Source organism: Escherichia sp. MOD1-EC4550 (assembly GCF_963876935.1).
Classification (GTDB): domain Bacteria; phylum Pseudomonadota; class Gammaproteobacteria; order Enterobacterales; family Enterobacteriaceae; genus Escherichia; species Escherichia coli_F.
On the sequence record NZ_CAWNSE010000009.1, the window covers coordinates 180,725 to 203,530 of the forward strand.

At 48.4% G+C, this 22,806-nt stretch carries 22 protein-coding genes and 1 other annotated feature; of the genes, 9 read left to right on the forward strand and 13 right to left on the reverse strand.

The genetic code is table 11. The features are described 5' to 3' along the window. Positions 1-2: 2 nt before the first annotated feature. From pheT to thrS, 7 genes are all read right to left on the reverse strand, one after another. Positions 3-2,390 carry a phenylalanine--tRNA ligase subunit beta gene (pheT, locus tag AACU19_RS06110; protein WP_105278814.1) on the reverse strand — a complete coding sequence of 796 codons (2,388 nt, stop codon included), beginning with the start codon at positions 2,388-2,390 and terminating at the stop codon, positions 3-5. Positions 2,391-2,404: 14 nt separating this feature from the next. Next, positions 2,405-3,388 (reverse strand): phenylalanine--tRNA ligase subunit alpha, encoded by a 984-nt coding sequence (gene pheS / locus AACU19_RS06115; protein ID WP_000018588.1) that lies wholly within the window; start codon positions 3,386-3,388, stop codon positions 2,405-2,407. A 209-nt stretch (positions 3,389-3,597) separates the two neighbouring features. Then, positions 3,598-3,722, reverse strand: a sequence feature (Phe leader region). Continuing rightward, positions 3,672-3,716 (reverse strand): pheST operon leader peptide PheM, encoded by a 45-nt coding sequence (pheM, locus tag AACU19_RS06120; RefSeq protein WP_001386830.1) that lies wholly within the window; start codon positions 3,714-3,716, stop codon positions 3,672-3,674. (Overlaps the previous feature by 45 nt.) Positions 3,723-3,838: 116 nt before the next feature. Beyond that, a complete protein-coding gene (rplT, locus tag AACU19_RS06125; RefSeq protein WP_000124850.1) occupies positions 3,839-4,195 on the reverse strand; it encodes a 50S ribosomal protein L20 in 357 nt (118 codons plus the stop codon). A gap of 53 nt (positions 4,196-4,248) precedes the next feature. Then, positions 4,249-4,446: a 50S ribosomal protein L35 gene (gene rpmI / locus AACU19_RS06130; protein WP_001124225.1), complete on the reverse strand. Its 198-nt coding sequence runs from the start codon at positions 4,444-4,446 to the stop codon at positions 4,249-4,251. Positions 4,447-4,542: 96 nt separating this feature from the next. Further along, on the reverse strand, positions 4,543-5,085 hold the full coding sequence (gene infC / locus AACU19_RS06135; RefSeq protein WP_001700733.1) for a translation initiation factor IF-3: 543 nt from the start codon (positions 5,083-5,085) through the stop codon (positions 4,543-4,545). Positions 5,086-5,088: 3 nt separating this feature from the next. Further along, positions 5,089-7,017 (reverse strand): threonine--tRNA ligase, encoded by a 1,929-nt coding sequence (thrS, locus tag AACU19_RS06140; protein ID WP_001144202.1) that lies wholly within the window; start codon positions 7,015-7,017, stop codon positions 5,089-5,091. 520 nt (positions 7,018-7,537) lie between these two features. Here thrS and espL1 point away from each other — a divergent pair. Both espL1 and yniD read left to right on the forward strand, forming a co-directional pair. Beyond that, positions 7,538-9,436: a type III secretion system effector EspL1 gene (gene espL1, locus AACU19_RS06145; protein ID WP_105278815.1), complete on the forward strand. Its 1,899-nt coding sequence runs from the start codon at positions 7,538-7,540 to the stop codon at positions 9,434-9,436. 162 nt (positions 9,437-9,598) lie between these two features. Continuing rightward, on the forward strand, positions 9,599-9,706 hold the full coding sequence (gene yniD, locus AACU19_RS06150; RefSeq protein WP_001142445.1) for a small membrane protein YniD: 108 nt from the start codon (positions 9,599-9,601) through the stop codon (positions 9,704-9,706). A gap of 52 nt (positions 9,707-9,758) precedes the next feature. On the opposite strand, the gene AACU19_RS06155 is transcribed toward yniD, so the two are convergent. After that, a complete protein-coding gene (locus AACU19_RS06155; RefSeq protein ID WP_000771396.1) occupies positions 9,759-10,517 on the reverse strand; it encodes a DUF481 domain-containing protein in 759 nt (252 codons plus the stop codon). A 286-nt stretch (positions 10,518-10,803) separates the two neighbouring features. Between AACU19_RS06155 and pfkB the strand changes: the two genes are divergently transcribed. The 3 genes from pfkB to AACU19_RS06170 all read left to right on the forward strand — a co-directional run bounded on the left by pfkB (position 10,804) and on the right by AACU19_RS06170 (position 13,090). After that, a complete protein-coding gene (gene pfkB / locus AACU19_RS06160; protein ID WP_000251742.1) occupies positions 10,804-11,733 on the forward strand; it encodes a 6-phosphofructokinase II in 930 nt (309 codons plus the stop codon). A 100-nt stretch (positions 11,734-11,833) separates the two neighbouring features. Next, positions 11,834-12,124 (forward strand): type V toxin-antitoxin system endoribonuclease antitoxin GhoS, encoded by a 291-nt coding sequence (gene ghoS, locus AACU19_RS06165; RefSeq protein ID WP_000146149.1) that lies wholly within the window; start codon positions 11,834-11,836, stop codon positions 12,122-12,124. Between the two features lie 105 nt (positions 12,125-12,229). Beyond that, complete coding sequence (locus tag AACU19_RS06170) at positions 12,230-13,090, forward strand: fructosamine kinase family protein (RefSeq protein ID WP_000267670.1); 861 nt, start codon at positions 12,230-12,232, stop codon at positions 13,088-13,090. A gap of 40 nt (positions 13,091-13,130) precedes the next feature. Here the strand turns inward: AACU19_RS06170 and AACU19_RS06175 are convergent, their stop codons facing one another. Then, the gene (locus tag AACU19_RS06175; RefSeq protein WP_105278816.1) at positions 13,131-13,667 is read right to left on the reverse strand and encodes a YniB family protein; all 537 of its coding nucleotides are present in this window, start codon (positions 13,665-13,667) and stop codon (positions 13,131-13,133) included. A 146-nt stretch (positions 13,668-13,813) separates the two neighbouring features. Here AACU19_RS06175 and hxpB point away from each other — a divergent pair, with 146 nt between their 5' ends. From hxpB to tcyP, 3 genes are all read left to right on the forward strand, one after another. Then, positions 13,814-14,482: a hexitol phosphatase HxpB gene (gene hxpB / locus AACU19_RS06180; protein ID WP_000106834.1), complete on the forward strand. Its 669-nt coding sequence runs from the start codon at positions 13,814-13,816 to the stop codon at positions 14,480-14,482. 162 nt (positions 14,483-14,644) lie between these two features. After that, positions 14,645-15,235, forward strand: a complete 591-nt coding sequence (locus tag AACU19_RS06185) for a metal-dependent hydrolase (protein ID WP_001295408.1) — start codon at positions 14,645-14,647, stop codon at positions 15,233-15,235. Between the two features lie 132 nt (positions 15,236-15,367). After that, positions 15,368-16,759, forward strand: coding sequence for a cystine/sulfocysteine:cation symporter (gene tcyP, locus AACU19_RS06190; RefSeq protein WP_001010714.1), 1,392 nt, complete (start codon positions 15,368-15,370; stop codon positions 16,757-16,759). A 3-nt stretch (positions 16,760-16,762) separates the two neighbouring features. On the opposite strand, the gene AACU19_RS06195 is transcribed toward tcyP, so the two are convergent. Both AACU19_RS06195 and cedA read right to left on the reverse strand, forming a co-directional pair. Continuing rightward, entirely contained in the window at positions 16,763-17,566 is an 804-nt protein-coding gene (locus AACU19_RS06195; RefSeq protein WP_001354710.1) for a hypothetical protein, read from the reverse strand. A 287-nt stretch (positions 17,567-17,853) separates the two neighbouring features. Next, positions 17,854-18,117 carry a cell division activator CedA gene (cedA, locus tag AACU19_RS06200; RefSeq protein WP_001241561.1) on the reverse strand — a complete coding sequence of 88 codons (264 nt, stop codon included), beginning with the start codon at positions 18,115-18,117 and terminating at the stop codon, positions 17,854-17,856. 182 nt (positions 18,118-18,299) lie between these two features. On the opposite strand from cedA, the gene katE reads away from it, so the two are divergent. Then, positions 18,300-20,561: a catalase HPII gene (gene katE / locus AACU19_RS06205; RefSeq protein WP_000077873.1), complete on the forward strand. Its 2,262-nt coding sequence runs from the start codon at positions 18,300-18,302 to the stop codon at positions 20,559-20,561. 46 nt (positions 20,562-20,607) lie between these two features. Here the strand turns inward: katE and chbG are convergent, their stop codons facing one another. Both chbG and celF read right to left on the reverse strand, forming a co-directional pair. After that, positions 20,608-21,366 carry a chitin disaccharide deacetylase gene (gene chbG / locus AACU19_RS06210; protein ID WP_032184358.1) on the reverse strand — a complete coding sequence of 253 codons (759 nt, stop codon included), beginning with the start codon at positions 21,364-21,366 and terminating at the stop codon, positions 20,608-20,610. Positions 21,367-21,378: 12 nt separating this feature from the next. Beyond that, positions 21,379-22,731: a 6-phospho-beta-glucosidase gene (gene celF, locus AACU19_RS06215; RefSeq protein ID WP_000078750.1), complete on the reverse strand. Its 1,353-nt coding sequence runs from the start codon at positions 22,729-22,731 to the stop codon at positions 21,379-21,381. Positions 22,732-22,806 lie beyond the last annotated feature (75 nt).

Sequence of the window (22,806 nt, forward strand, 5' to 3'; positions counted from 1 at the left end):
GTTCAATCCCTCAATGATGCCTGGAATCGCTCTTTTAATGCCTCTACACATTTGGCGACGGTAGCGGCAATCTCCTCTTCTTCGAGTGTACGGCTGGTATCTTGCAGGATCAGGCTTATGGCGAGGCTCTTATACCCCTCCGCAACACCCTTACCGCGGTACACGTCAAATAAGTTTACGCCAACTACCTGATTTACGCCAACTTTCTTACATTCGGATAAAATATCCGCTGCGGGAACGTTTTCTGCGACCACCACCGCGATGTCACGACGGTTCGCCGGGAAGCGAGAAATCTCGCGCGCCTGAGGCACCACGCGGTCTGCGAGCTTGTTCCACTCCAGTTCGAACACCAGAGTGCGACCGTTAAGATCCAGTTTACGTTCCAGTTCAGGATGAACAACCCCAACAAAACCAATACGTTCACCTTTCAGATAAATCGCTGCGGATTGCCCCGGATGCAGTGCCGGATTCGCTTCTGCACGGAACTCAACCTCATTAAGTTTACCGGTCAGGTCGAGAACGGATTCAAGATCGCCTTTCAAATCATAGAAATCAACGGTCTCTTTTGCCAGGTTCCAGTGCTCTTCGTAACGGTTACCGCAAATCACACCGGCTAACATCAGATCCTGACGAATGCCCAACGGTGCCTGAGTATCTGGCACGAAACGCAGACCACTTTCGAAAATGCGCACACGGTTCTGCTGACGGTTCTGGTTGTACACCACGGTTGCCAGCAGGCCGGTCCACAGGGAAAGACGCATTGCTGACATTTCAACGGAAATAGGGCTTGGCAGCAGTAAGGCTTCAACGCCTGGATGGATCATCTGCTGCACTTTCGGATCAACGAAGCTGTAGGTGATCACTTCCTGATAGCCTTTGTCGTTGAGCAGCGTTTTCACGCGCTTGAGCGACAGATCGGCTTCGCGGTGAGTACCCATAATCAGGTTTGCCTGCACCGGCTCATCAGGGATGTTGTTGTAGCCGTAAACACGCGCGACTTCTTCGACCAGATCTTCTTCAATCTCCATGTCGAAACGCCAGCTCGGCGCAACTGCCTGCCACTCGTCTTTGCCTTCGGTCACTTCGCAGCCGAGACGACGCAGAATGTCAGTAACCTGCTCATCGGCAATATGATGACCAATCAGGCGATCCAGTTTGCTGCGACGCAAAGTGATGGTTGCACGCTTCGGCAGCGTTGCTTCGTTGGTGATATCAATTACCGGACCAGCCTCACCACCGCAGATGTCGATCAGCAGACGGGTCGCACGTTCCATCGCTTTGTACTGCAGTGCCGGATCAACGCCACGCTCATAACGGTGAGACGCATCAGTATGCAGACCATGACGACGAGCACGACCGGTGATAGACAGCGGGCTGAAGAAAGCGCATTCCAACAGGACGTTTTGCGTTTCGTCATTCACGCCAGAGTGTTCGCCACCAAAGATGCCGCCCATCGCCAGCGCCTTGTTGTGGTCGGCGATGACCAGGGTGTCAGCGTTCAGCTTCGCTTCGGTACCGTCGAGCAGTACCAGCGTTTCGCCCTCTTTCGCCATCCGCACCACAATGCCGCCTTCAATGCGATCTTTATCGAAAGCGTGCATCGGCTGGCCCAGTTCGAGCAGCACATAGTTGGTGACGTCAACAACTGCATCGATAGAACGGATCCCGCAACGACGCAGTTTTTCTTTCATCCACAGCGGAGTTGGCGCTTTAACGTTAATGCCTTTTACCACACGGCCAAGATAACGCGGGCAGGCTTCCGGCGCTTCTACTGCAATCGGCAGCGTGTCGTCGATGGTCGCACCAACCGGAACGATTTCCGGTTCAACCAGCGGCAGCTGGTTCAGCACGGCAACATCACGCGCCACGCCGATAATGCCTAAGCAATCGGCACGGTTTGGTGTCACGCTGATTTCGATGGTGTTGTCATCGAGTTTCAGGTATTCGCGGATGTCGGTGCCAATCGGCGCATCCGCTGGCAGTTCGATAATGCCGCTGTGATCGTCAGAAATTCCCAGCTCAGAAAAGGAGCACAGCATCCCTTCAGACGGTTCGCCGCGCAGTTTTGCCGCTTTAATTTTGAAATCACCCGGCAGAACAGCACCAATGGTCGCTACCGCCACACGCAGGCCCTGACGGCAGTTTGGCGCACCGCAGACAATGTCCAGCAGGCGATCGCCGCCGATATTCACTTTTGTCACTCGCAGTTTGTCAGCGTTCGGATGCTGCGCACACTCAACCACTTCACCCACAACCACGCCGTGGAAGCTACCGGCAACCGGTTCTACACCGTCAACTTCCAGGCCAGCCATGGTGATTTGATTTGCCAACGCATCACTATCAATCGCCGGGTTCACCCATTCGCGTAACCACAGTTCACTGAATTTCATAATCTATTCCTGCCTTATTTAAACTGTTTGAGGAAACGCAGATCGTTTTCGAAGAATGAACGCAGGTCGGTGACGCCGTAACGCAACATAGTCAGACGCTCCATCCCCATCCCGAAGGCGAAACCAGAGTAAACTTCCGGATCGATGCCAACATTACGCAGCACGTTCGGATGCACCATCCCGCAGCCCAGTACTTCCAGCCATTTACCGTTTTTCCCCATGACGTCCACTTCTGCAGAAGGTTCGGTAAACGGGAAGTAGGAAGGACGGAAGCGGATCTGCAAATCTTCCTCAAAGAAGTTACGCAGGAAGTCGTGCAGCGTGCCTTTCAGGTTGGTAAAGCTGATGTTGGTATCAACAATCAGACCTTCCATCTGATGGAACATCGGCGTGTGAGTCTGGTCGTAGTCGTTACGATAAACGCGGCCAGGCGCGATGATACGAATCGGTGGCTGCTGAGCTTTCATGGTGCGGATCTGTACGCCAGAGGTCTGGGTACGCAGCAGGCGGGTAGCGTCAAACCAGAAAGTGTCGTGGTCAGCGCGCGCCGGGTGGTGACCAGGAATGTTCAGAGCATCGAAGTTATGATAATCGTCTTCGATTTCCGGCCCGGTTGCCACGGTAAAGCCAAGCTCACCGAAGAAACTTTCGATACGGTCGATGGTACGGGTCACCGGATGCAGACCGCCGTTTTCAATACGACGACCCGGCAGGGAGACATCAATCGTTTCCGCAGCCAGACGCGCATTCAGCGCTGCGCTTTCCAGTTCCGCTTTACGTGCATTCAGCGCCTGCTGAACCTGCTCTTTCGCTTCGTTGATAACCGCACCGGCTGCCGGGCGTTCTTCTGGCGGCAGCTCACGCAGGGTCGTCATCTGAAGGGTTAAGTGCCCTTTTTTACCCAAATATTCGACGCGCACATTGTCTAACGCGGCAACATCTGACGCCTGGCTAATGGCCGCCTTCGCACTGGCAACCAGTTCTGCGAGATGTGACATGGTTTTCCTCATTGTGTCAGTGGTGACACTGGTTCGTTGGACTTAGAGCCTATCCCATCAGGCTATTTTACTTGCCATTTTGGTCCCGGGCAGTGCTCGAAATCCTCACGTACTTAAGTACGCTCCGGTTTCTCCGCGCTGGCCGTGCCCAGACTGGCTGCGACAATTACGCCTGATGAGACTGGCTTTTTATTTTTCAAAACGCGCATACAAAAAAAGCCTCCACTGGGAGGCTTTCAGGCGCTGTTTTCCGTTTCTCTTCTCACGCGCTAGCCTCCTGGAGTCAGGTGCTAAAGTAAAAAAAGAAGCGGAAAATAGCAGCATTCATTGCTTGCGTTACCTTTTGGTACTTTTCAAAAGACCTTTATTGAAAAGGCTACGGCGATAAAAGTCAATGTTTTGATGGCGTTGAAACGAAAAGAGGGAGACTAGCTCCCTCTTTCAACTGGCTTATGCCAGAGCTGCTTTCGCTTTTTCAACCAGAGCGGTGAACGCTACTTTGTCGAATACTGCGATATCAGCCAGGATCTTACGGTCGATTTCAACAGAGGCTTTTTTCAGGCCATTGATGAATTTGCTGTAAGAAATACCGTTCTGACGTGCTGCTGCGTTGATACGCGCAATCCACAGTTGACGGAACTGACGCTTACGTTGACGACGGTCACGGTAAGCATACTGACCAGCTTTGATAACAGCCTGGAAGGCAACGCGGTATACGCGAGAACGCGCACCGTAGTAGCCTTTAGCTTGTTTCAAAATTTTCTTGTGACGTGCGCGTGCAATAACACCACGTTTTACGCGAGCCATATGTGCTCTCCTGTATCTATATTCTAATTAAAAAGTTAAAAAACGTTAACGGCTTATGCGTACGGCAGGCACGCGATTACCAGGCCCAGATCGCCTTTGGAAACCATGGCTTTCGGACGCAGGTGACGTTTACGTTTGGTCGCTTTTTTGGTCAGAATGTGACGCAGGTTAGCGTGCTTGTGCTTAAAACCACCTTTACCGGTTTTTTTGAAGCGCTTAGCAGCACCGCGTACGGTCTTAATTTTTGGCATTTTAATAACTTCCACTTCGCATTGTTAATAAACGAAACAAAGGCGAACAATGCCTGTGAAGCCCAAAGGCTCCACAGACAGTGCTACTTGAAGGCCTTACTGTTTCTTCTTAGGAGCGAGCACCATGATCATCTGGCGGCCTTCGATCTTCGTTGGGAAGGATTCGACCACTGCCAGTTCTTGCAAATCGTCTTTCACGCGATTAAGCACTTCCATACCGATTTGCTGGTGCGCCATCTCACGACCGCGGAAACGCAGCGTGATTTTGGCTTTATCACCCTCTTCGAGAAAGCGAATCAGGCTGCGGAGTTTTACCTGATAGTCGCCTTCATCTGTACCAGGACGGAATTTAATTTCCTTAACCTGGATAACTTTTTGCTTTTTCTTCTGTTCCTTAGAAGACTTGCTCTTTTCATAGAGGAATTTGCCGTAATCCATTATACGACAAACCGGCGGCTCGGCGTTAGGGCTGATCTCGACTAAGTCTACTCCGGCTTCTTCTGCTTTCTCCAGAGCTTCTCTCAGACTCACAATACCAAGCTGCTCGCCTTCCAGACCTGTTAAGCGAACTTCCTGGGCGCGAATTTCGCCATTGATACGGTTAGGGCGCGCCGTTTGAACTCGTTTTCCGCCTTTAATACCTTATTCCTCCAATTGTTTAAGACTGCGGCTGCGAATCTCTTGTTGCAGCTTCTCGATCACTTCATTTACGTCCATGCTTCCCAGGTCTTTACCACGGCGGGTGCGAACGGCAACTTTGCCTGATTCCACCTCTTTATCACCACAGACCAGCATATATGGGACGCGACGCAAAGTGTGCTCGCGGATTTTAAAGCCAATCTTCTCATTTCTCAAGTCTGCTTTAACACGAATGCCCGCATTTGATAGTTTTTGCGTCAATTCGTTAACGTATTCAGACTGTGAATCGGTAATATTCATGATAACAACCTGAACCGGCGCAAGCCAGGTCGGGAAGAAACCAGCGAATTCTTCGGTCAGGATACCGATGAAACGTTCCATCGACCCCAGAATTGCGCGGTGAATCATTACCGGTACCTTACGCTCGTTGTCTTCACCCACATAGGAGGCGCTCAGACGAGACGGCAAGGAGAAGTCCAGCTGTACTGTACCGCACTGCCATGCACGATCGAGGCAGTCATACAGGGTAAATTCAATTTTCGGACCGTAGAAAGCGCCTTCACCCAGTTGATATTCAAACGGGATGTTGTTTTCTTCCAGCGCAACTGCCAGGTCCGCCTCAGCACGATCCCACATTTCGTCGCTGCCAATACGTTTTTCAGGACGAGTGGAGAGTTTGACGACGATCTTCTCGAAGCCAAAAGTGCTGTACATATCATAGACTAAACGGATACATCCGTTAACTTCATCGCGAATTTGTTCTTCAGTACAGAAGATATGCGCGTCATCCTGGGTAAAACCACGTACACGCATCAGGCCATGCAGCGAACCTGACGGCTCGTTACGGTGGCAGCTACCAAACTCGGCCATACGCAGCGGCAGATCGCGATAAGACTTCAGCCCCTGGTTGAAAATTTGTACGTGACCCGGGCAGTTCATCGGCTTAATGCAGTATTCACGGTTCTCAGAAGACGTGGTGAACATTGCATCTTTGTAGTTGTCCCAGTGACCGGTTTTTTCCCACAGAACACGGTCCATCATGAACGGACCTTTAACTTCCTGATACTGGTACTCTTTCAGTTTAGAACGAACAAACACTTCCAGTTCACGGAAGATGGTCCAACCGTCGTTGTGCCAGAAGACCATACCCGGCGCTTCTTCCTGCATATGGTACAGGTCGAGCTGTTTACCGATTTTACGGTGGTCGCGTTTCGCGGCTTCTTCCAGGCGCTGCAGGTAAGCGTTTAGCGCTTTTTTGTCTGCCCACGCCGTACCGTAAATACGTTGCAACATTTTGTTGTTGCTGTCGCCACGCCAGTAAGCCCCTGCCGTTTTCATCAGTTTGAAATGATGGCAGAAACGCATGTTCGGTACGTGCGGACCGCGGCACATGTCGACATATTCTTCATGGAAGTACAGACCTGGCTTGTCATCATGGGCGATGTTTTCGTCAAGAATGGAGACTTTGTAGCTCTCCCCACGGTTGGCGAAAGTTTCACGCGCTTCGTGCCAGCTGACTTTCTTTTTAATGACGTCGTAGTTTTTCTCAGCAAGCTCATGCATCCGCTTCTCGAGTGCTTCGACATCTTCCTGGGTTAACGTGCGGTCAAGATCAACGTCGTAATAAAAACCGTTGTCAATAACCGGGCCGATTGCCATTTTGGTATGCGGCCAAAGTTGTTTAATCGCGTGCCCTAACAGGTGCGCACAGGAGTGACGAATGATCTCCAGACCTTCTTCGTCTTTGGCGGTAATGATCGACAGTTGTGCGTCGTTTTCAATCAGATCGCAAGCATCAACCAGTTCACCATTAACGCGCCCTGCGATACAGGCTTTCGCCAGACCTGGACCAATGTCCAGCGCAACATCCATGGGGCTTACAGCGTGGTCGTAATGGCGTTGGCTGCCATCAGGAAGAGTTATAACAGGCATTTTATATCCTTATTTGCAGTGGTGACCCACACGAAAGATCACATACAAAGAAAAATTTGTTTATTAACAGTTCATTGCGAAACCATCTAGCCAACAAATGCTAAATTGGTTCGCAATCAGGTACACAAATGAAAGACATTAACCTCTCACCTTCCACCCGGTTGAACGATGTTAACACTAAAAAAAGGGAGATTGTACCTTTCCGTTTCACATTGATTCGATTCGCAATTCGTTTGTAGTGAGTACACCAGCAAAACGCTTAAAGAACCACTGATAACATCACGCAGCGTCTGAAAGGTTTACTGCGAGCGGATTTATGCAGATAAACTGAATCCAGCAAAGTTCGTTGCGCTATTTGGCGGTGGTATTTAAACGATCATGAGATTAATGACGAACTGGTCATATCGCAATGATAAAAGTGACACAATTCTTATAGCAATTTTTCGTGCACATTTCGTTCTGGCGATAATAATTAATCATCATACTCAAAACCTCCAGACATATATAAGGCGAATAGATTATGAGTGAAAACGATATCATTATCAGAACTCATTATAAGTCTCCTCATAGAGTGCACATCGATAGCGACATTCCAACGCCTTCAGCAGAGCCTATTAATCAATTTGCGCGCCAGCTCATCACCCTACTTGATAGCTCTGATTTAAGTTCGATGCTGTCATACTGTGTTACTCAGGAATTTACCGCAAGCTGTCGAAAAATATCACAAAATTGTTATTCCACTGCCCTTTTTATCATTAGCTTTGCCACTTCCCCCATCCATGCAGAAAATATACTCATTACATTACACTATAAAAAAGAAATCATTTCCTTACTTCTGGAAACCACGCCCATTAAAGCTAACCATTTGCGAAGCATACTGGATTATATTGAACAGGAACAGTCAACTGCCGAAAAACGTAACCATTGCATGAAGCTGTCAAAAAACATCCATAGAGAAAAAACTATACAACCAACAGTAAATCTCAATGGTAGTGCATTTTTTTTGCAATCTCCTTCTGACGCTATTTTTTGTCGCCATCTGTCATTACAATACGCCCTTGATTCATTGGGAAATGGAAAAGGCAAAGTCAACCTGATTAAACATTACTCCTCCGTTGAATCCATACAACAGCATGTCCCTATAGTCCGGGACGCGGAGTTCAGAGCATTACTTCGCCATCCTCCTGCAGGGAGTCGCGTTATCGCGAGTAAGGATTTTGGCTTCGCTTTAGATATTTTCTTCTGTCGAATGATGGCAAACAATGTCAGTCATATGTCCGCGATTTTATATATAGACAATCATACTTTATCAGTAAGGCTACGAATAAAGCTGGCAGCGGATGGACAGTTAAATTATGTTGTGTCCGTTTACGATCCGAACGACACCAATGTTGCCGTCAGAGGCACCCACAGGACAGCACGAGGCTTTGTCTCGCTTGATAAGTTCATCAGTTCAGGTCCCGATGCTCAGACCTGGGCTGATATGTATGTTCGCAACTGTGCAATTGCTATTCTGCCTCTATTACCTGAGGGAGTTCCAGGGGCAATTTTCGCGGGTGTTGCGACACGAATGCCATTTGCCCCTATACATCCATCGGCAATGTTGTTAATAATGGCCACAGGCCAGACTCAACAGCTTATTACATTATTCAAACAGTTGCGCATACTCCCTGAAAAAGAAATCATTGAAATAATAACTGCGCAGAATAGCGTTGGTACACCTGCTTTATTTCTGGCTATGATGAACGGACATGCTGACAACGTAAAAATATTTATGCAAGAAATTCAGTCACTGGTATACAATCATATCATTCATGAAGATAACCTGGTTAAATTACTGCAAACTAAAAGTGCTAACGAAACACCTGGACTCTATATCTCCATGTTGTATGGATTCGATGAAATAATCGATATCTTTCTGAATGCATTAACCACTCCAATAGCACAAGAGCTTTTAAACAAAAAAATGGTGATGGATATTTTAGCAATGAAAACACGTGATGGTGAACCAGGGTTATTTGCTGCAATGGAAAACAATCACCCTTTGTGTGTCACACGGTTCCTCTCTAAAGTTTATGGAATCGCTGTTAAATATAACCTCAGCAAAATTAACATCATGGATTTATTAAAAGGCGCAACAGCACATGGAACCCCTGCTTTATACATCGCCATGAGCAAGGGTAATGAAGACGTCGTGCTATCTTATATATCGACGCTGTGTACTTTTGCAAAAAAATATTCTTTTAGTCAACATCAGTTATTCACACTGTTGGCCGCTAAAAATTATGACAACATATCAGCTGTTCATATAGCCATTCATCATAATCATTATAAAACGGTAGAAACATATTATGCAGCTATAAATGTAATCAGCCAAAGCCTGAGCTTTAGTCCAGATGAACTACAGGCGTATTTATAACTAAATATTTACGATGTATATGTTGATACATATACATTAAACTCAATAACAGTGACCGGGTGCACAACGCCACCCGACGGCTGCAATTGCAAAAAATCCCTTGTTGCCTGTCCCTTTTGTTACACTCCGTTATCACGCACAAGAGATATGCAGGACACTGGTATGCCGACTAAACGCTTTGATAAAAAACACTGGAAGATGGTGGTGGTGCTACTGGCAATCTGTGGCGCTATGTTGTTGCTACGTTGGGCAGCAATGATTTGGGGCTGAGCAGTGACAAACGAAAACAGCCAGACCGCATACTACGGTCCGGCAGATAATGTTACATGCTGTAGCCCAGCGATAAGGTTGTCCGACGATCGGTATGTTCCGGTGCAGACTCTGGAGGTTCAGAGTTCCATGTGACGTTGTAAGCCACCTTCAGTCCAAAATGTTCATTAATAGCAACATTTAATGCGCTTTCAGAGTTCAGCGTTGTGTCTTCCGCGCCAAAGACGGAAACACCCTGCGTAAATTTAGCGTTGTCAGTCAACTGCCATGCATAAGCCCCGGAGGCATAACCCAGCGGCTGGGTTTCACTGGCATTGTCGGTATATTTGTCGTAACGCACACCTGGACCGAATTCAAAGCGGAAACTGTGTACCGGGCCATTCAAAAACTGGCGACCATAACCCGCGGTCAACACATCGCGCTCTCGATAGCCGTTATAACGGTCTGTCAGCCAGCTTGCCTGCCCAAATAAATAGTCATAATCAGTTAAATTAAAACGGCTACGCCCGCCCGCCGCATATTTTTCTGAAGAACGCTCATCATTAGAAGAAGTATTACTGGCGTTCCCCCACAGCGACCAGGCAGTGGTTTGTCCATACCAGGTCATGGTGGTGTCAGCCGTAAGTGAGGAGCTTTTCGTATTGCCTGATTGTGCAAGATATCCTGCGTTCAGATTACCTTCGAAAGGTTTTTTAGCGCTGGCAGGATCGTCCATGACAGTAAAAACGGAATCATCGGCAGCTGCATTCAGTGACGCAAACATGCCCCCCGCCAACATAACGATGGCAGGAACTGTCTTCAAAAGCTTCATTTATCAAGAGTCCGTACAACAAAAAAAGAGACCTTCGCGGTCCCGGAAACTTTCTTAAGGATCAAAGATTAGCGTCCCTGGAAAGGTAACGAATTATAAAAAGGCGCGAATAACTTAGCAATGTATTCTTATTTCATTTTTTGAATAAGCATGTGGCGAAAACAGATTTTTATTTATATATATTTATCTGCAAAATTTTAAATAAAGCTCTAATAAATCATATTGTTAATTTCTTCACTTTCCGCTGATTCGGTGCCAGACTGAAATCAGCCTATAGGAGGAAATGATGGTACGTATCTATACGTTGACACTTGCGCCCTCTCTCGATAGCGCAACAATTACCCCGCAAATTTATCCCGAAGGAAAGCTGCGCTGTACCGCACCGGTATTCGAACCCGGAGGCGGCGGCATCAACGTCGCCCGCGCCATTGCCCATCTTGGAGGCAGTGCCACAGCGATCTTCCCGGCGGGTGGTGCGACCGGCGAACATCTGGTTTCACTGTTGGCAGATGAAAATGTCCCCGTCGCTACTGTAGAAGCCAAAGACTGGACCCGGCAGAATTTACACGTACATGTGGAAGCAAGCGGTGAGCAGTATCGTTTTGTCATGCCAGGCGCGGCATTAAGTGAAGATGAGTTTCGCCAGCTTGAAGAGCAAGTTCTGGAAATTGAATCCGGTGCTATCCTGGTCATAAGCGGAAGCCTGCCGCCAGGTGTGAAGCTAGAAAAATTAACCCAACTGATTTCCGCTGCGCAAAACCAAGGGATCCGCTGTATCGTCGACAGTTCTGGCGAAGCGTTAAGTGCAGCACTGGCGATTGGTAACATCGAGTTGGTTAAGCCTAACCAAAAAGAACTCAGTGCGCTGGTGAATCGCGAACTCACCCAGCCAGACGATGTCCGCAAAGCCGCGCAGGAAATCGTTAATAGCGGCAAGGCCAAACGAGTTGTCGTTTCCCTGGGTCCACAAGGGGCGCTGGGCGTTGATAGTGAAAACTGCATTCAGGTTGTGCCACCACCGGTGAAAAGCCAGAGCACCGTTGGCGCTGGTGACAGCATGGTCGGCGCGATGACACTGAAACTGGCAGAAAATGCCTCTCTTGAAGAGATGGTCCGTTTTGGCGTAGCTGCGGGGAGTGCAGCCACACTCAATCAGGGAACACGCCTGTGCTCCCATGACGATACACAAAAAATTTACGCTTACCTTTCCCGCTAACTGAAACATTCCCCCTGCATTGGGGGAATCACCACCAACCTGTCGGCAACGCGTTTCTCCGACTATGCTCAAAAGTCATGTGATAACAAAGGGGTGAACTATGGCCAGTGGCGATCTTGTCCGTTATGTCATAACCGTCATGTTGCACGAGGATACATTGACTGAAATTAACGAGTTGAATAATTACCTGACTCGCGACGGTTTTTTGCTCACCATGACGGATGATGATGGAAATATCCATGAGCTGGGGACTAACACTTTTGGACTTATCAGTACCCAAAGTGAAGAAGAAATTAGAGAACTGGTTTCGGGGCTTACCCAAAGTGCAACCGGCAAAGATCCTGAAATCACCATCACGACCTGGGAGGAATGGAATAGCAACAGAAAATAAATGGTTTTTGGGCAATAATCAGTCTGTGGTGTGCGTTAGCTCGTGTTTTTACACCGCATTCTTGCGCTAACCTTATGATCTGGCAGACAACATGGGAGAGACATCATGTGGCAGGCAATCAGTCGTCTTTTGAGCGAGCAGTTAGGTGAAGGCGAAATCGAACTGCGTAATGAACTGCCTGGCGGAGAAGTCCATGCCGCATGGCATTTGCGCTATGCAGGACGTGACTTTTTCGTCAAATGTGATGAAAGGGAACTGCTTCCCGGTTTTACCGCCGAAGCCGACCAACTGGAGTTACTGTCGCGTAGTAAAACCGTCACCGTGCCTAAGGTTTGGGCAGTTGGCGCTGACCGTGACTACAGTTTTCTGGTGATGGATTATCTCCCACCTCGCCCGCTGGATGCGCATAGCGCATTTATTCTTGGTCAGCAAATTGCGCGTTTACATCAATGGAGCGACCAACCGCAATTTGGCCTCGATTTCGATAACGCGCTCTCCACAACTCCCCAGCCCAACACCTGGCAACGTCGCTGGTCAACTTTTTTTGCTGAACAACGGATTGGCTGGCAGCTGGAACTGGCGGCAGAAAAAGGGATCGCTTTCGGCAATATCGATGCCATCGTCGAGCATATTCAGCAGCGTCTGGCCTCGCATCAACCGCAGCCTTCTCTGTTGCACGGCGATTTATGGTCCGGCAACTGTGCGCTGGGTCCGGATGGCCCGTACATTTTCGACCCGGCCTGCTACTGGGGTGACCGAGAGTGCGACCTGGCGATGTTACCGCTGCATACTGAACAGCCGCCACAAATCTATGACGGCTATCAGTCAGTATCCCCGCTACCTGCCGATTTCCTTGAACGTCAACCGGTTTACCAACTCTACACGCTGTTAAATCGTGCAAGGTTATTTGGCGGTCAGCATTTGGTTATTGCTCAGCAGTCACTGGATAGATTATTAGCAGCATAATATGGGGTGAGGATAATGGCCGCTCCGTGCGGCCTTTTGATTAAATAAACCCCAGCAGAGAAAAGAACACATAACCTGCAGCAATACAAATAACCGGCAGGATATACAGCGAGAAAAACTGCAGGAAAATAGTATGGTGCGGGACAACAATACGTGACTCAATCTGTTCGCGTGTTAGCCCCTCTTCCCCTTTGGCTTTTTCCAGAATGAGTTGATCTTCAACACCTTCCCGCAAGAAACGCGCCTGGCGACTCATCCGGGCACCGGAGTCCTGCAACGCCAGTCCGACAAAAATCAGGATGAATACCACCCAGAACATAACGTTCACGCCACCATTAAAATTGGGCGTCGGGGAGTTAAACCAGAACAGATTCAAAAAAGGCGTATTCGCCTGCATCATATCGATCATGACATGAGTAAAGTCGAGCATGACCGCATTAATGCCTTCCTGGTTTTCCTGCCGGGTATTCATAAATTTCAGCAAAGAAATCAATGTAGAGATCAATGCAGGTATAAAAATCACCCAACCTAAAATCCTTTTCAAAACAGCAATGCGTCCAGCTTGTTGATACGTCATGAGTTCTCCTTGATTAAGACGCGTCGTTTCACTTAGTTTACCTGTAGATATCTGTTTTCGCCCATTCTTTAAAGGCGATATGATAGGCGCTTAATCATAAGCACGGCTTAATACCTTACACATAATGCTCTAAAGGAGAGGTTGTAATGTCAACCCCGCGTCAGATTCTTGCTGCAATTTTTGATATGGATGGATTACTTATCGACTCAGAACCTTTATGGGATCGGGCCGAACTGGATGTGATGGCAAGCCTGGGGGTGGATATCTCCCGTCGTAACGAGCTGCCGGACACCTTAGGTTTACGCATCGATATGGTGGTCGATCTTTGGTACGCCCGGCAACCCTGGAATGGTCCAAGCCGTCAGGAAGTAGTAGAACGGGTTATTGCTCGTGCCATTTCACTGGTTGAAGAGACACGCCCATTATTGCCAGGCGTGCGTGAAGCCGTTGCGTTATGCAAAGAACAAGGTTTATTGGTGGGACTGGCCTCCGCGTCACCACTACATATGCTGGAAAAAGTGTTGACCATGTTTGACTTACGCGACAGTTTCGATGCCCTCGCCTCGGCTGAAAAATTGCCTTACAGCAAGCCGCATCCGCAAGTATATCTCGACTGCGCAGCAAAACTGGGCGTTGACCCACTGACCTGCGTAGCGCTGGAAGATTCGGTAAATGGCATGATCGCCTCTAAAGCAGCCCGCATGCGTTCCATCGTCGTTCCTGCGCCAGAAGCGCAAAATGATCCACGTTTTGTATTAGCAAACGTCAAACTCTCATCGCTGACAGAACTCACCGCAAAAGACCTTCTCGGTTAATAACCAAGGGCAGTTATCACGCTGCCCCTGGTTCTTTATCTGAATTTGCATTCAACTGGCGGATTAATCGTCAATTTAAGAGAAAGAGTTACACCGTCACTACTTCCGTGCACTGTATAAAAATCCTATACTGTACGTATCGACAGTTTAGTGAGTTTTATCATGACGGCGGAAGGTCACCTTCTCTTTTCTATTGCTTGTGCGGTATTTGCCAAAAATGCCGAGCTGACGCCCGTGCTGGCACAGGGTGACTGGTGGCATATTGTCCCTTCCGCAATCCTGACGTGTTTGTTACCGGACATCGATCACCCAAAGTCGTTTCTTGGGCAGCGATTAAAGTGGATATCAAAACCGATCGCCCGCGCTTTTGGGCATCGTGGTTTTACCCACAGTCTGCTGGCGGTATTTGCGCTGCTGGCAACCTTTTACCTTAAGGTTCCTGAAAGCTGGTTTATTCCTGCTGATGCGTTGCAGGGAATGGTACTGGGTTATTTGAGCCACATACTTGCCGATATGCTGACACCCGCCGGTGTTCCCCTGCTCTGGCCATGCCGCTGGCGTTTCCGCTTGCCTATCCTGGTTCCCCAAAAGGGCAACCAACTGGAACGTTTTATCTGCATGGCATTATTTGTCTGGTCGGTATGGATGCCCCATTCATTACCCGAAAACAGCGCTGTTCGTTGGTCATCGCAAATGATCAATACCTTGCAGATCCAGTTTCATCGGCTTATTAAGCATCAGGTTGAATACTAAAAAGGCAAAAATCGCCTTTCTGGAATAAGCAATTCCATTTGAATATAAGAGCCAGCTCACAGTTCTGTTAATCTTGCGCCAACACTATGACTGCTACGCAGTGATAGAAATAATAAGATCAGGAGAACGGGGATGAACTTTCCATTAATTGCGAACATCGTGGTGTTCGTTGTACTGCTGTTTGCGCTGGCTCAGACCCGCCATAAACAGTGGAGTCTGGCGAAAAAAGTGCTGGTGGGTCTGGTGATGGGTGTGGTTTTTGGCCTCGCCCTGCATACCATTTATGGTTCTGACAGCCAGGTACTTAAAGATTCTGTACAGTGGTTTAACATCGTTGGTAACGGCTATGTTCAACTGCTGCAAATGATCGTTATGCCGTTAGTCTTCGCCTCTATTCTGAGCGCGGTTGCCCGTCTGCATAACGCATCACAGTTAGGCAAAATCAGTTTTCTGACCATCGGAACGCTTTTGTTTACCACGCTGATTGCGGCGCTGGTCGGTGTGCTGGTCACCAACCTGTTTGGTTTGACGGCTGAAGGTCTGGTTCAGGGTGGTGCAGAAACTGCACGTTTGAACGCCATCGAAAGTAACTATGTTGGTAAAGTCTCTGACCTGAGCGTTCCGCAGCTGGTCTTGTCCTTTATCCCGAAAAACCCGTTTGCCGATCTGACCGGAGCCAATCCGACGTCAATTATCAGCGTGGTAATTTTTGCCGCATTCCTCGGTGTAGCTGCGCTGAAACTGCTGAAGGATGATGCGCCGAAAGGTGAACGCGTCTTAACCGCTATCGATACCCTGCAAAGCTGGGTGATGAAACTGGTTCGCCTGGTCATGCAGCTGACCCCTTACGGCGTTCTGGCGCTGATGACCAAAGTTGTTGCAGGTTCTAACCTGCAAGACATCATCAAACTGGGTAGTTTCGTTGTCGCGTCCTACCTCGGTCTTCTGATTATGTTTGCAGTGCATGGCCTTCTGCTGGGCATTAATGGCGTGAGCCCGCTGAAGTACTTCCGTAAGGTATGGCCAGTACTGACGTTTGCCTTTACCAGCCGTTCCAGTGCTGCGTCTATCCCGCTTAATGTGGAAGCACAAACGCGTCGACTCGGTGTTCCTGAATCCATCGCCAGTTTCGCCGCCTCTTTCGGTGCGACCATTGGTCAGAACGGCTGTGCCGGTTTGTATCCGGCAATGCTGGCGGTGATGGTTGCGCCTACGGTTGGCATTAACCCGCTGGACCCGATGTGGATTGCGACGCTGGTCGGTATTGTTACCGTTAGTTCCGCAGGCGTTGCCGGTGTCGGTGGTGGCGCAACTTTCGCCGCACTGATTGTGCTGCCTGCGATGGGCCTGCCTGTAACGCTGGTGGCATTGTTAATCTCCGTTGAACCGCTTATCGACATGGGCCGTACGGCGCTAAACGTTAGTGGCTCGATGACCGCTGGCACGCTGACCAGCCAGTGGCTGAAGCAAACCGATAAAGCCATTCTGGATAGCGAAGACGACGCCGAACTGGCACACCGTTAATTCTTATGCTGGCAACGGTCCGTTTTGTATAGGGGCCGTTGCCTTACTTTTTAAATGTTCCATCGCGGCGATGCATACTGACTCATATTTAAACAGATCGTCAGCGAAAAAAATGGCTAACTTATCAATACATTCCTGACTCAATGAATGTGCTTGTAGCGAGAAGCTTAAAACCTCATACCCAAGACGTTTTCTAAGTGAACTATCTGAAATACTCATAATCTCTTCAAGCACACCACTTCCCATTCCCGGAAGATTCAGTGGATTAAAAAGAAGATTGACATTAAGCATTGATATTACCGAAGGAAACTTTAGGAGACTCTCATTTTTTTGAATCGCAGCAAAAATGCTCCCAACAGGATGTATATAATTTTGTTCATAGTATATCGTTCTTAAATACTGAATAACCAACCTGTTTTTTATATTGATCAAATTGGTCATTTTTTCTGGTCGGAATTCACAGGTAAAATCCATCCCAACAAAATTCTCATTAATACCTCTTATCCTAATTTCACTACCATAAAGATTATTAATTATCACTCTATATTTAACATTGTCCTGCAGATATGTATCAAAACTAAGTGCTGGCGCTCCTGGCTTTGAGGCATCATAGTTAATGTTAGACATATAGGTAATCATATAATTGAAGTTTGATTCTGCTATTTCATCGCAGGCACATTGACCCGTTGATATAAAGAAAGTGAGTGCTGTCATGGTAGACTGCAGCCTTTCTTTAAAAGAGTTGAAGGCAAGGTTTTTAATATTTAAATTACCATAATCACTCTGTATTAAGTTTGTAGAAAACATCTCCCACCTCGTATTTCAACAAAATTATTATCTCATTTGAATCTAAGCAATTTACAATATAAGTTTAATGGCAACGCCACAGGATGAACTATCAAAAATAGCTCATTCTGATTAGCTAAACTTAACTATTATAAAATAAATAAACAATTAAAGAAAAAAGATCACTTATTTATAGCAATAGATCGTCAAAGGCAGCTTTTTGTTACAGGTGATTTGAATGAATGTAGCATCGAAATACAGAATTTCAGTCCATGTAACTCCCGGCAAAACCGGGAGGTACGTAATCCTTACTCAGTCACTTCCCCTTCCTGGCGGATCTGATTTGCCCAACGCTGGGCGGATTCAGGCACAGTAAACGCCGGTGAGCGCAGAAATGACTCTCCCATCAGTACAAACGCAACATATTTGCCACGCAGCATCCAGACATCACGAAACGAATCCATCTTTATCGCATGTTCTGGCGGCGCGGGTTCCGTGCGTGGGACATAGCTAATAATCTGGCGGTTTTGCTGACGGAGCGGTTTCTTCATTACTGGCTTCACTAAACGCATATTAAAAATCAGAAAAACTGTAGTTTAGCCGATTTAGCCCCTGTACGTCCCGCTTTGCGTGTATTTCATAACACCGTTTCCAGAATAGTCTCCGAAGCGGGATCTGGCTGGTGGTCTATAGTTAGAGAGTTTTTTGACCAAAACAGCGGCCCTTTCAGTAATACATTAAGGAGACGAGTTCAATGTCGCAACATAACGAAAAGAACCCACATCAGCACCAGTCACCACTACACGATTCCAGCGAAGCGAAACCGGGGATGGACTCACTGGCACCTGAGGACGGTTCCCATCGTCCAGCGGCTGAACCGACGCCACCGGGAGCGCAGCCAACCGCGCCAGGGAGTCTGAAAGCCCCTGATACACGTAATGAAAAGCTGAACTCCCTGGAGGACGTGCGTAAAGGCAGTGAAAATTATGCACTTACCACCAACCAGGGTGTACGCATCGCCGATGATCAAAACTCCCTACGCGCCGGTAGCCGTGGCCCAACACTGCTGGAAGATTTTATTCTGCGCGAGAAAATCACTCACTTTGACCATGAGCGCATCCCGGAACGAATTGTTCATGCGCGCGGCTCAGCCGCTCACGGTTATTTCCAGCCATATAAAAGCTTAAGCGATATCACCAAAGCGGATTTTCTGTCAGACCCCAACAAAATTACCCCGGTCTTTGTCCGATTCTCCACCGTTCAGGGTGGTGCTGGCTCGGCGGATACGGTGCGAGATATCCGTGGCTTCGCGACCAAGTTCTACACTGAAGAGGGTATTTTTGACCTTGTTGGTAACAACACACCGATCTTCTTTATTCAGGATGCGCATAAATTCCCTGATTTTGTTCATGCGGTAAAACCAGAACCGCACTGGGCAATCCCACAAGGGCAAAGCGCCCACGATACTTTCTGGGATTATGTTTCTCTGCAACCTGAAACTCTGCACAACGTGATGTGGGCGATGTCGGATCGCGGGATCCCGCGCAGTTACCGCACCATGGAAGGCTTCGGTATTCACACCTTCCGCCTGATTAATGCCGAAGGGAAGGCAACGTTCGTACGTTTCCACTGGAAACCACTGGCAGGCAAAGCCTCACTCGTTTGGGATGAAGCACAAAAACTAACCGGACGTGACCCGGACTTCCACCGCCGCGAGTTGTGGGAAGCGATTGAAGCAGGCGATTTTCCGGAATACGAACTGGGCTTCCAGTTGATTCCTGAGGAAGATGAATTTAAGTTCGACTTCGACCTTCTTGATCCAACTAAACTTATCCCGGAAGAACTGGTACCCGTTCAGCGTGTTGGCAAAATGGTGCTCAATCGCAACCCGGATAACTTCTTTGCCGAAAACGAACAGGCGGCTTTCCATCCTGGGCATATTGTCCCCGGTCTGGATTTCACCAACGATCCGCTGTTGCAGGGGCGTTTGTTCTCTTATACCGATACACAAATCAGTCGTCTTGGCGGACCAAATTTCCATGAGATTCCGATTAACCGCCCGACCTGCCCTTACCATAATTTCCAGCGTGACGGCATGCATCGTATGGGGATCGACACTAACCCAGCGAATTACGAACCGAACTCGATCAACGATAACTGGCCGCGCGAAACACCGCCGGGGCCGAAACGTGGCGGTTTTGAATCATACCAGGAACGCGTGGAAGGAAATAAAGTTCGCGAGCGCAGTCCATCGTTTGGCGAATATTATTCCCATCCGCGCCTGTTCTGGCTAAGTCAGACGCCATTCGAGCAGCGCCATATTGTCGATGGTTTCAGTTTTGAGTTAAGCAAAGTCGTTCGTCCGTATATTCGTGAGCGCGTTGTTGACCAGCTGGCGCATATTGATCTCACTCTGGCCCAGGCGGTGGCGAAAAATCTCGGTATCGAGCTGACGGACGACCAGCTGAATATCACCCCGCCTCCGGACGTCAACGGTCTGAAAAAGGATCCATCCTTAAGTTTGTACGCCATTCCTGACGGTGATGTGAAAGGTCGCGTGGTAGCGATTTTACTTAATGATGAAGTGAGATCGGCAGACCTTCTGGCCATTCTCAAGGCGCTGAAGGCCAAAGGCGTTCATGCCAAACTGCTCTACTCCCGAATGGGTGAAGTGACTGCGGATGACGGTACGGTGCTGCCTATAGCCGCTACCTTTGCCGGAGCGCCTTCGCTGACGGTCGATGCAGTTATTGTCCCTTGCGGCAATATCGCGGATATCGCTGACAACGGCGATGCCAACTACTACCTGATGGAAGCCTACAAACACCTTAAACCGATTGCGCTGGCGGGAGACGCGCGCAAGTTTAAAGCAACAATCAAGGTCGCTGACCAGGGTGAAGAAGGGATTGTGGAAGCTGACAGCGCCGATGGTAGTTTTATGGATGAACTGTTAACGCTGATGGCAGCACACCGCGTGTGGTCACGCATTCCTAAGATTGACAAAATCCCGGCGTAAATATGGATAAGGTCACGCCCCCTGGGGAGTGACCTTACCACCTTACTTACACATCAAGATAACTACCCAACCGATAACCACGCTCAGCAATCGCATATTTCAACGACGCTGAAGTCAGCACATCCAGTTCCGTTAACCGAGGGAAGCAATAAGCACTCTGGCGAATCGTATTATCGATAAACGCCGGGTGGCACATCACTTCCAGAGAGCGCTCGCCGCGATGACTGGAGTCATCAAGCACTTGCAGGAACAGTGTCTCGCTAATCTCTTCACCATAAAACGCGCTACTGAATCCCTGCGAACTGCGCAGATTAGCCGGTAAATCACCAACGTTAGATAGCGGCTGACGGTCGATGCGCAACGCTATCCCCTCTTCAGCCGCAAACCTGGCAACAATCGGGAAAATCTGCGGGAACATATGCACATGATGATGGCTATCAAGATGCGTAGGTTTGCGTCCAAATAGCTCAATGAAACGCAAATACTGACTGGCAAGCTCCTGAGTAATTTCTTCCAGCGGTAAAGCATCTTCTTCTGCCAACTGCCAGATCCATTTTCCCAGCACACCATCGCGGGTTAACCCCGGCATAGCTGTCAGTGCCTTGCCCATAGTAAGGACAAAGTGCATCCCTATGGCCAGACTCGGTTCATCACGACTCAACTGCACTGCATGGTCAATAGCCTGCCCATTCACCAGCGCCGTCGTCGACGTGACAATCCCATTGCGACAGGCCTCGATAATGCCGTAGTTCTGACCTTTGCTTAAGCCAAAATCATCGGCATTAACAATCAGTAAGCGTTCCATAATCAGCCTCGGTTAATGTGCTTTTTTAAGCTCTGCGATGCAGTCGGCAAAATTTGGCAGCCATTTCTCGTGCGCCAGAATCATCTCGCGTGCCAGCAGCTCAGCATCGCGATCGGAATGCACCAACGGACTAAGGTTTAGCGCCAGTAACACATCGTTAAATTCCCCGCTAAGTGCGGCGTTGCTGGCAGCAATCTCGAAACCTTTGATGGTGTGAATCAGCCCCATCACTTTATCATCGAAATGCGTAATGCGCGGATGTGGCGTCGCGCCATCGCGCCCCAGCGTACAGGTCATTTCTACCGCCCAGTCTGCCGGAATATTATCAATATGCCCATGATGCGGGATATTAACGTAATGTTCTGCTTGCTTGTCGTTGTAGATAGCGTTGATCACTTCGCACGCTGCATCAGAGTAATAAGCCCCACCGCGCTGTTCCAGCTCTTTCGGCTTAACATTCAACTCCGGGTTTTTATATAGCTCAAAAAGTTGTTTCTCGACTTTCTGTACTACCTGCGCACGTGCGCCGCCTTTGTAGTATTCGCCCATTTCAATAGCCAGCATCTCTTTTTGCTTGAAGTAATAAAGCAAATAAGAACACGGCAACAGATTCAGAGAACGAATTAAGCCTTCGCTAAATGGCAGATCGAAAATATTTTTAACGCCAGATGCTTTTAACTGCCCGGATGCCACACCATCAAGCAATTCGGCAAAGCGTGATTTGCCATTTACCAGCACATCCTTAATGAACACCATATGGTTGAGGCCGAACAAATCGATAGATAAATCATCGCTGTCTTTCAGCATCAGAACATCGCGAATAAACATCTTCATGCCGATCGGAATATTACACACGCCGATAAAGCGTTTAAATCCGGTATGACGATAAACGGCTTCAGTGACCATTCCCGCCGGGTTAGTGAAGTTAATCACCCATGCATTCGGACAAAGTTCTTCGACATCTTTTACGATGTCAAAAATCACCGGAATGGTACGCAGACCTTTAAACAAACCGCCCGCACCGTTAGTTTCCTGACCAAGATAACCATGACTTAATGGAATACGTTCATCCAGTTCGCGCGCCGGTAATTGGCCTACGCGCAGTTGGGTAGTAACGAAATCAGCATCTTTCAATGCTTCGCGGCGATCCAGCGTTTTATAAAGCTTCATCGGGACGCCAGCGTTATCAATCATCCGTTGGCAGAGATCAAAAATAATATCCAGTTTAGCTTTACCACCTTCAACATCCACCAGCCATAATTCGCTGACAGGTAATTCGTGATAACGCTTAATAAATCCTTCCAGTAACTCCGGGGTATAGCTGCTCCCGCCACCAATAGTGACGACTTTTAATTTCTGGCTCATAATTTCTCCCTTCAGTACAGAATACTGATATCTGGCATATCTGCCCCCGGACATAAATAATCCAGCAACAGGACA

Bases quoted from the DNA above. Each gene is read 5' to 3' on its own strand.
- pheT (WP_105278814.1), bottom strand. From the start codon at position 2,390: ATGAAATTCAGTGAACTGTGGTTACGCGAATGGGTGAACCCGGCGATT.
- pheS (WP_000018588.1), bottom strand. From the start codon at position 3,388: ATGTCACATCTCGCAGAACTGGTTGCCAGTGCGAAGGCGGCCATTAGC.
- rplT (WP_000124850.1), bottom strand. From the start codon at position 4,195: ATGGCTCGCGTAAAACGTGGTGTTATTGCACGCGCACGTCACAAGAAA.
- rpmI (WP_001124225.1), bottom strand. From the start codon at position 4,446: ATGCCAAAAATTAAGACCGTACGCGGTGCTGCTAAGCGCTTCAAAAAA.
- thrS (WP_001144202.1), bottom strand. From the start codon at position 7,017: ATGCCTGTTATAACTCTTCCTGATGGCAGCCAACGCCATTACGACCAC.
- espL1 (WP_105278815.1), top strand. From the start codon at position 7,538: ATGAGTGAAAACGATATCATTATCAGAACTCATTATAAGTCTCCTCAT.
- yniD (WP_001142445.1), top strand. From the start codon at position 9,599: ATGCCGACTAAACGCTTTGATAAAAAACACTGGAAGATGGTGGTGGTG.
- AACU19_RS06155 (WP_000771396.1), bottom strand. From the start codon at position 10,517: ATGAAGCTTTTGAAGACAGTTCCTGCCATCGTTATGTTGGCGGGGGGC.
- pfkB (WP_000251742.1), top strand. From the start codon at position 10,804: ATGGTACGTATCTATACGTTGACACTTGCGCCCTCTCTCGATAGCGCA.
- ghoS (WP_000146149.1), top strand. From the start codon at position 11,834: ATGGCCAGTGGCGATCTTGTCCGTTATGTCATAACCGTCATGTTGCAC.
- AACU19_RS06170 (WP_000267670.1), top strand. From the start codon at position 12,230: ATGTGGCAGGCAATCAGTCGTCTTTTGAGCGAGCAGTTAGGTGAAGGC.
- AACU19_RS06175 (WP_105278816.1), bottom strand. From the start codon at position 13,667: ATGACGTATCAACAAGCTGGACGCATTGCTGTTTTGAAAAGGATTTTA.
- hxpB (WP_000106834.1), top strand. From the start codon at position 13,814: ATGTCAACCCCGCGTCAGATTCTTGCTGCAATTTTTGATATGGATGGA.
- AACU19_RS06185 (WP_001295408.1), top strand. From the start codon at position 14,645: ATGACGGCGGAAGGTCACCTTCTCTTTTCTATTGCTTGTGCGGTATTT.
- tcyP (WP_001010714.1), top strand. From the start codon at position 15,368: ATGAACTTTCCATTAATTGCGAACATCGTGGTGTTCGTTGTACTGCTG.
- AACU19_RS06195 (WP_001354710.1), bottom strand. From the start codon at position 17,566: ATGTTTTCTACAAACTTAATACAGAGTGATTATGGTAATTTAAATATT.
- cedA (WP_001241561.1), bottom strand. From the start codon at position 18,117: ATGCGTTTAGTGAAGCCAGTAATGAAGAAACCGCTCCGTCAGCAAAAC.
- katE (WP_000077873.1), top strand. From the start codon at position 18,300: ATGTCGCAACATAACGAAAAGAACCCACATCAGCACCAGTCACCACTA.
- chbG (WP_032184358.1), bottom strand. From the start codon at position 21,366: ATGGAACGCTTACTGATTGTTAATGCCGATGATTTTGGCTTAAGCAAA.
- celF (WP_000078750.1), bottom strand. From the start codon at position 22,731: ATGAGCCAGAAATTAAAAGTCGTCACTATTGGTGGCGGGAGCAGCTAT.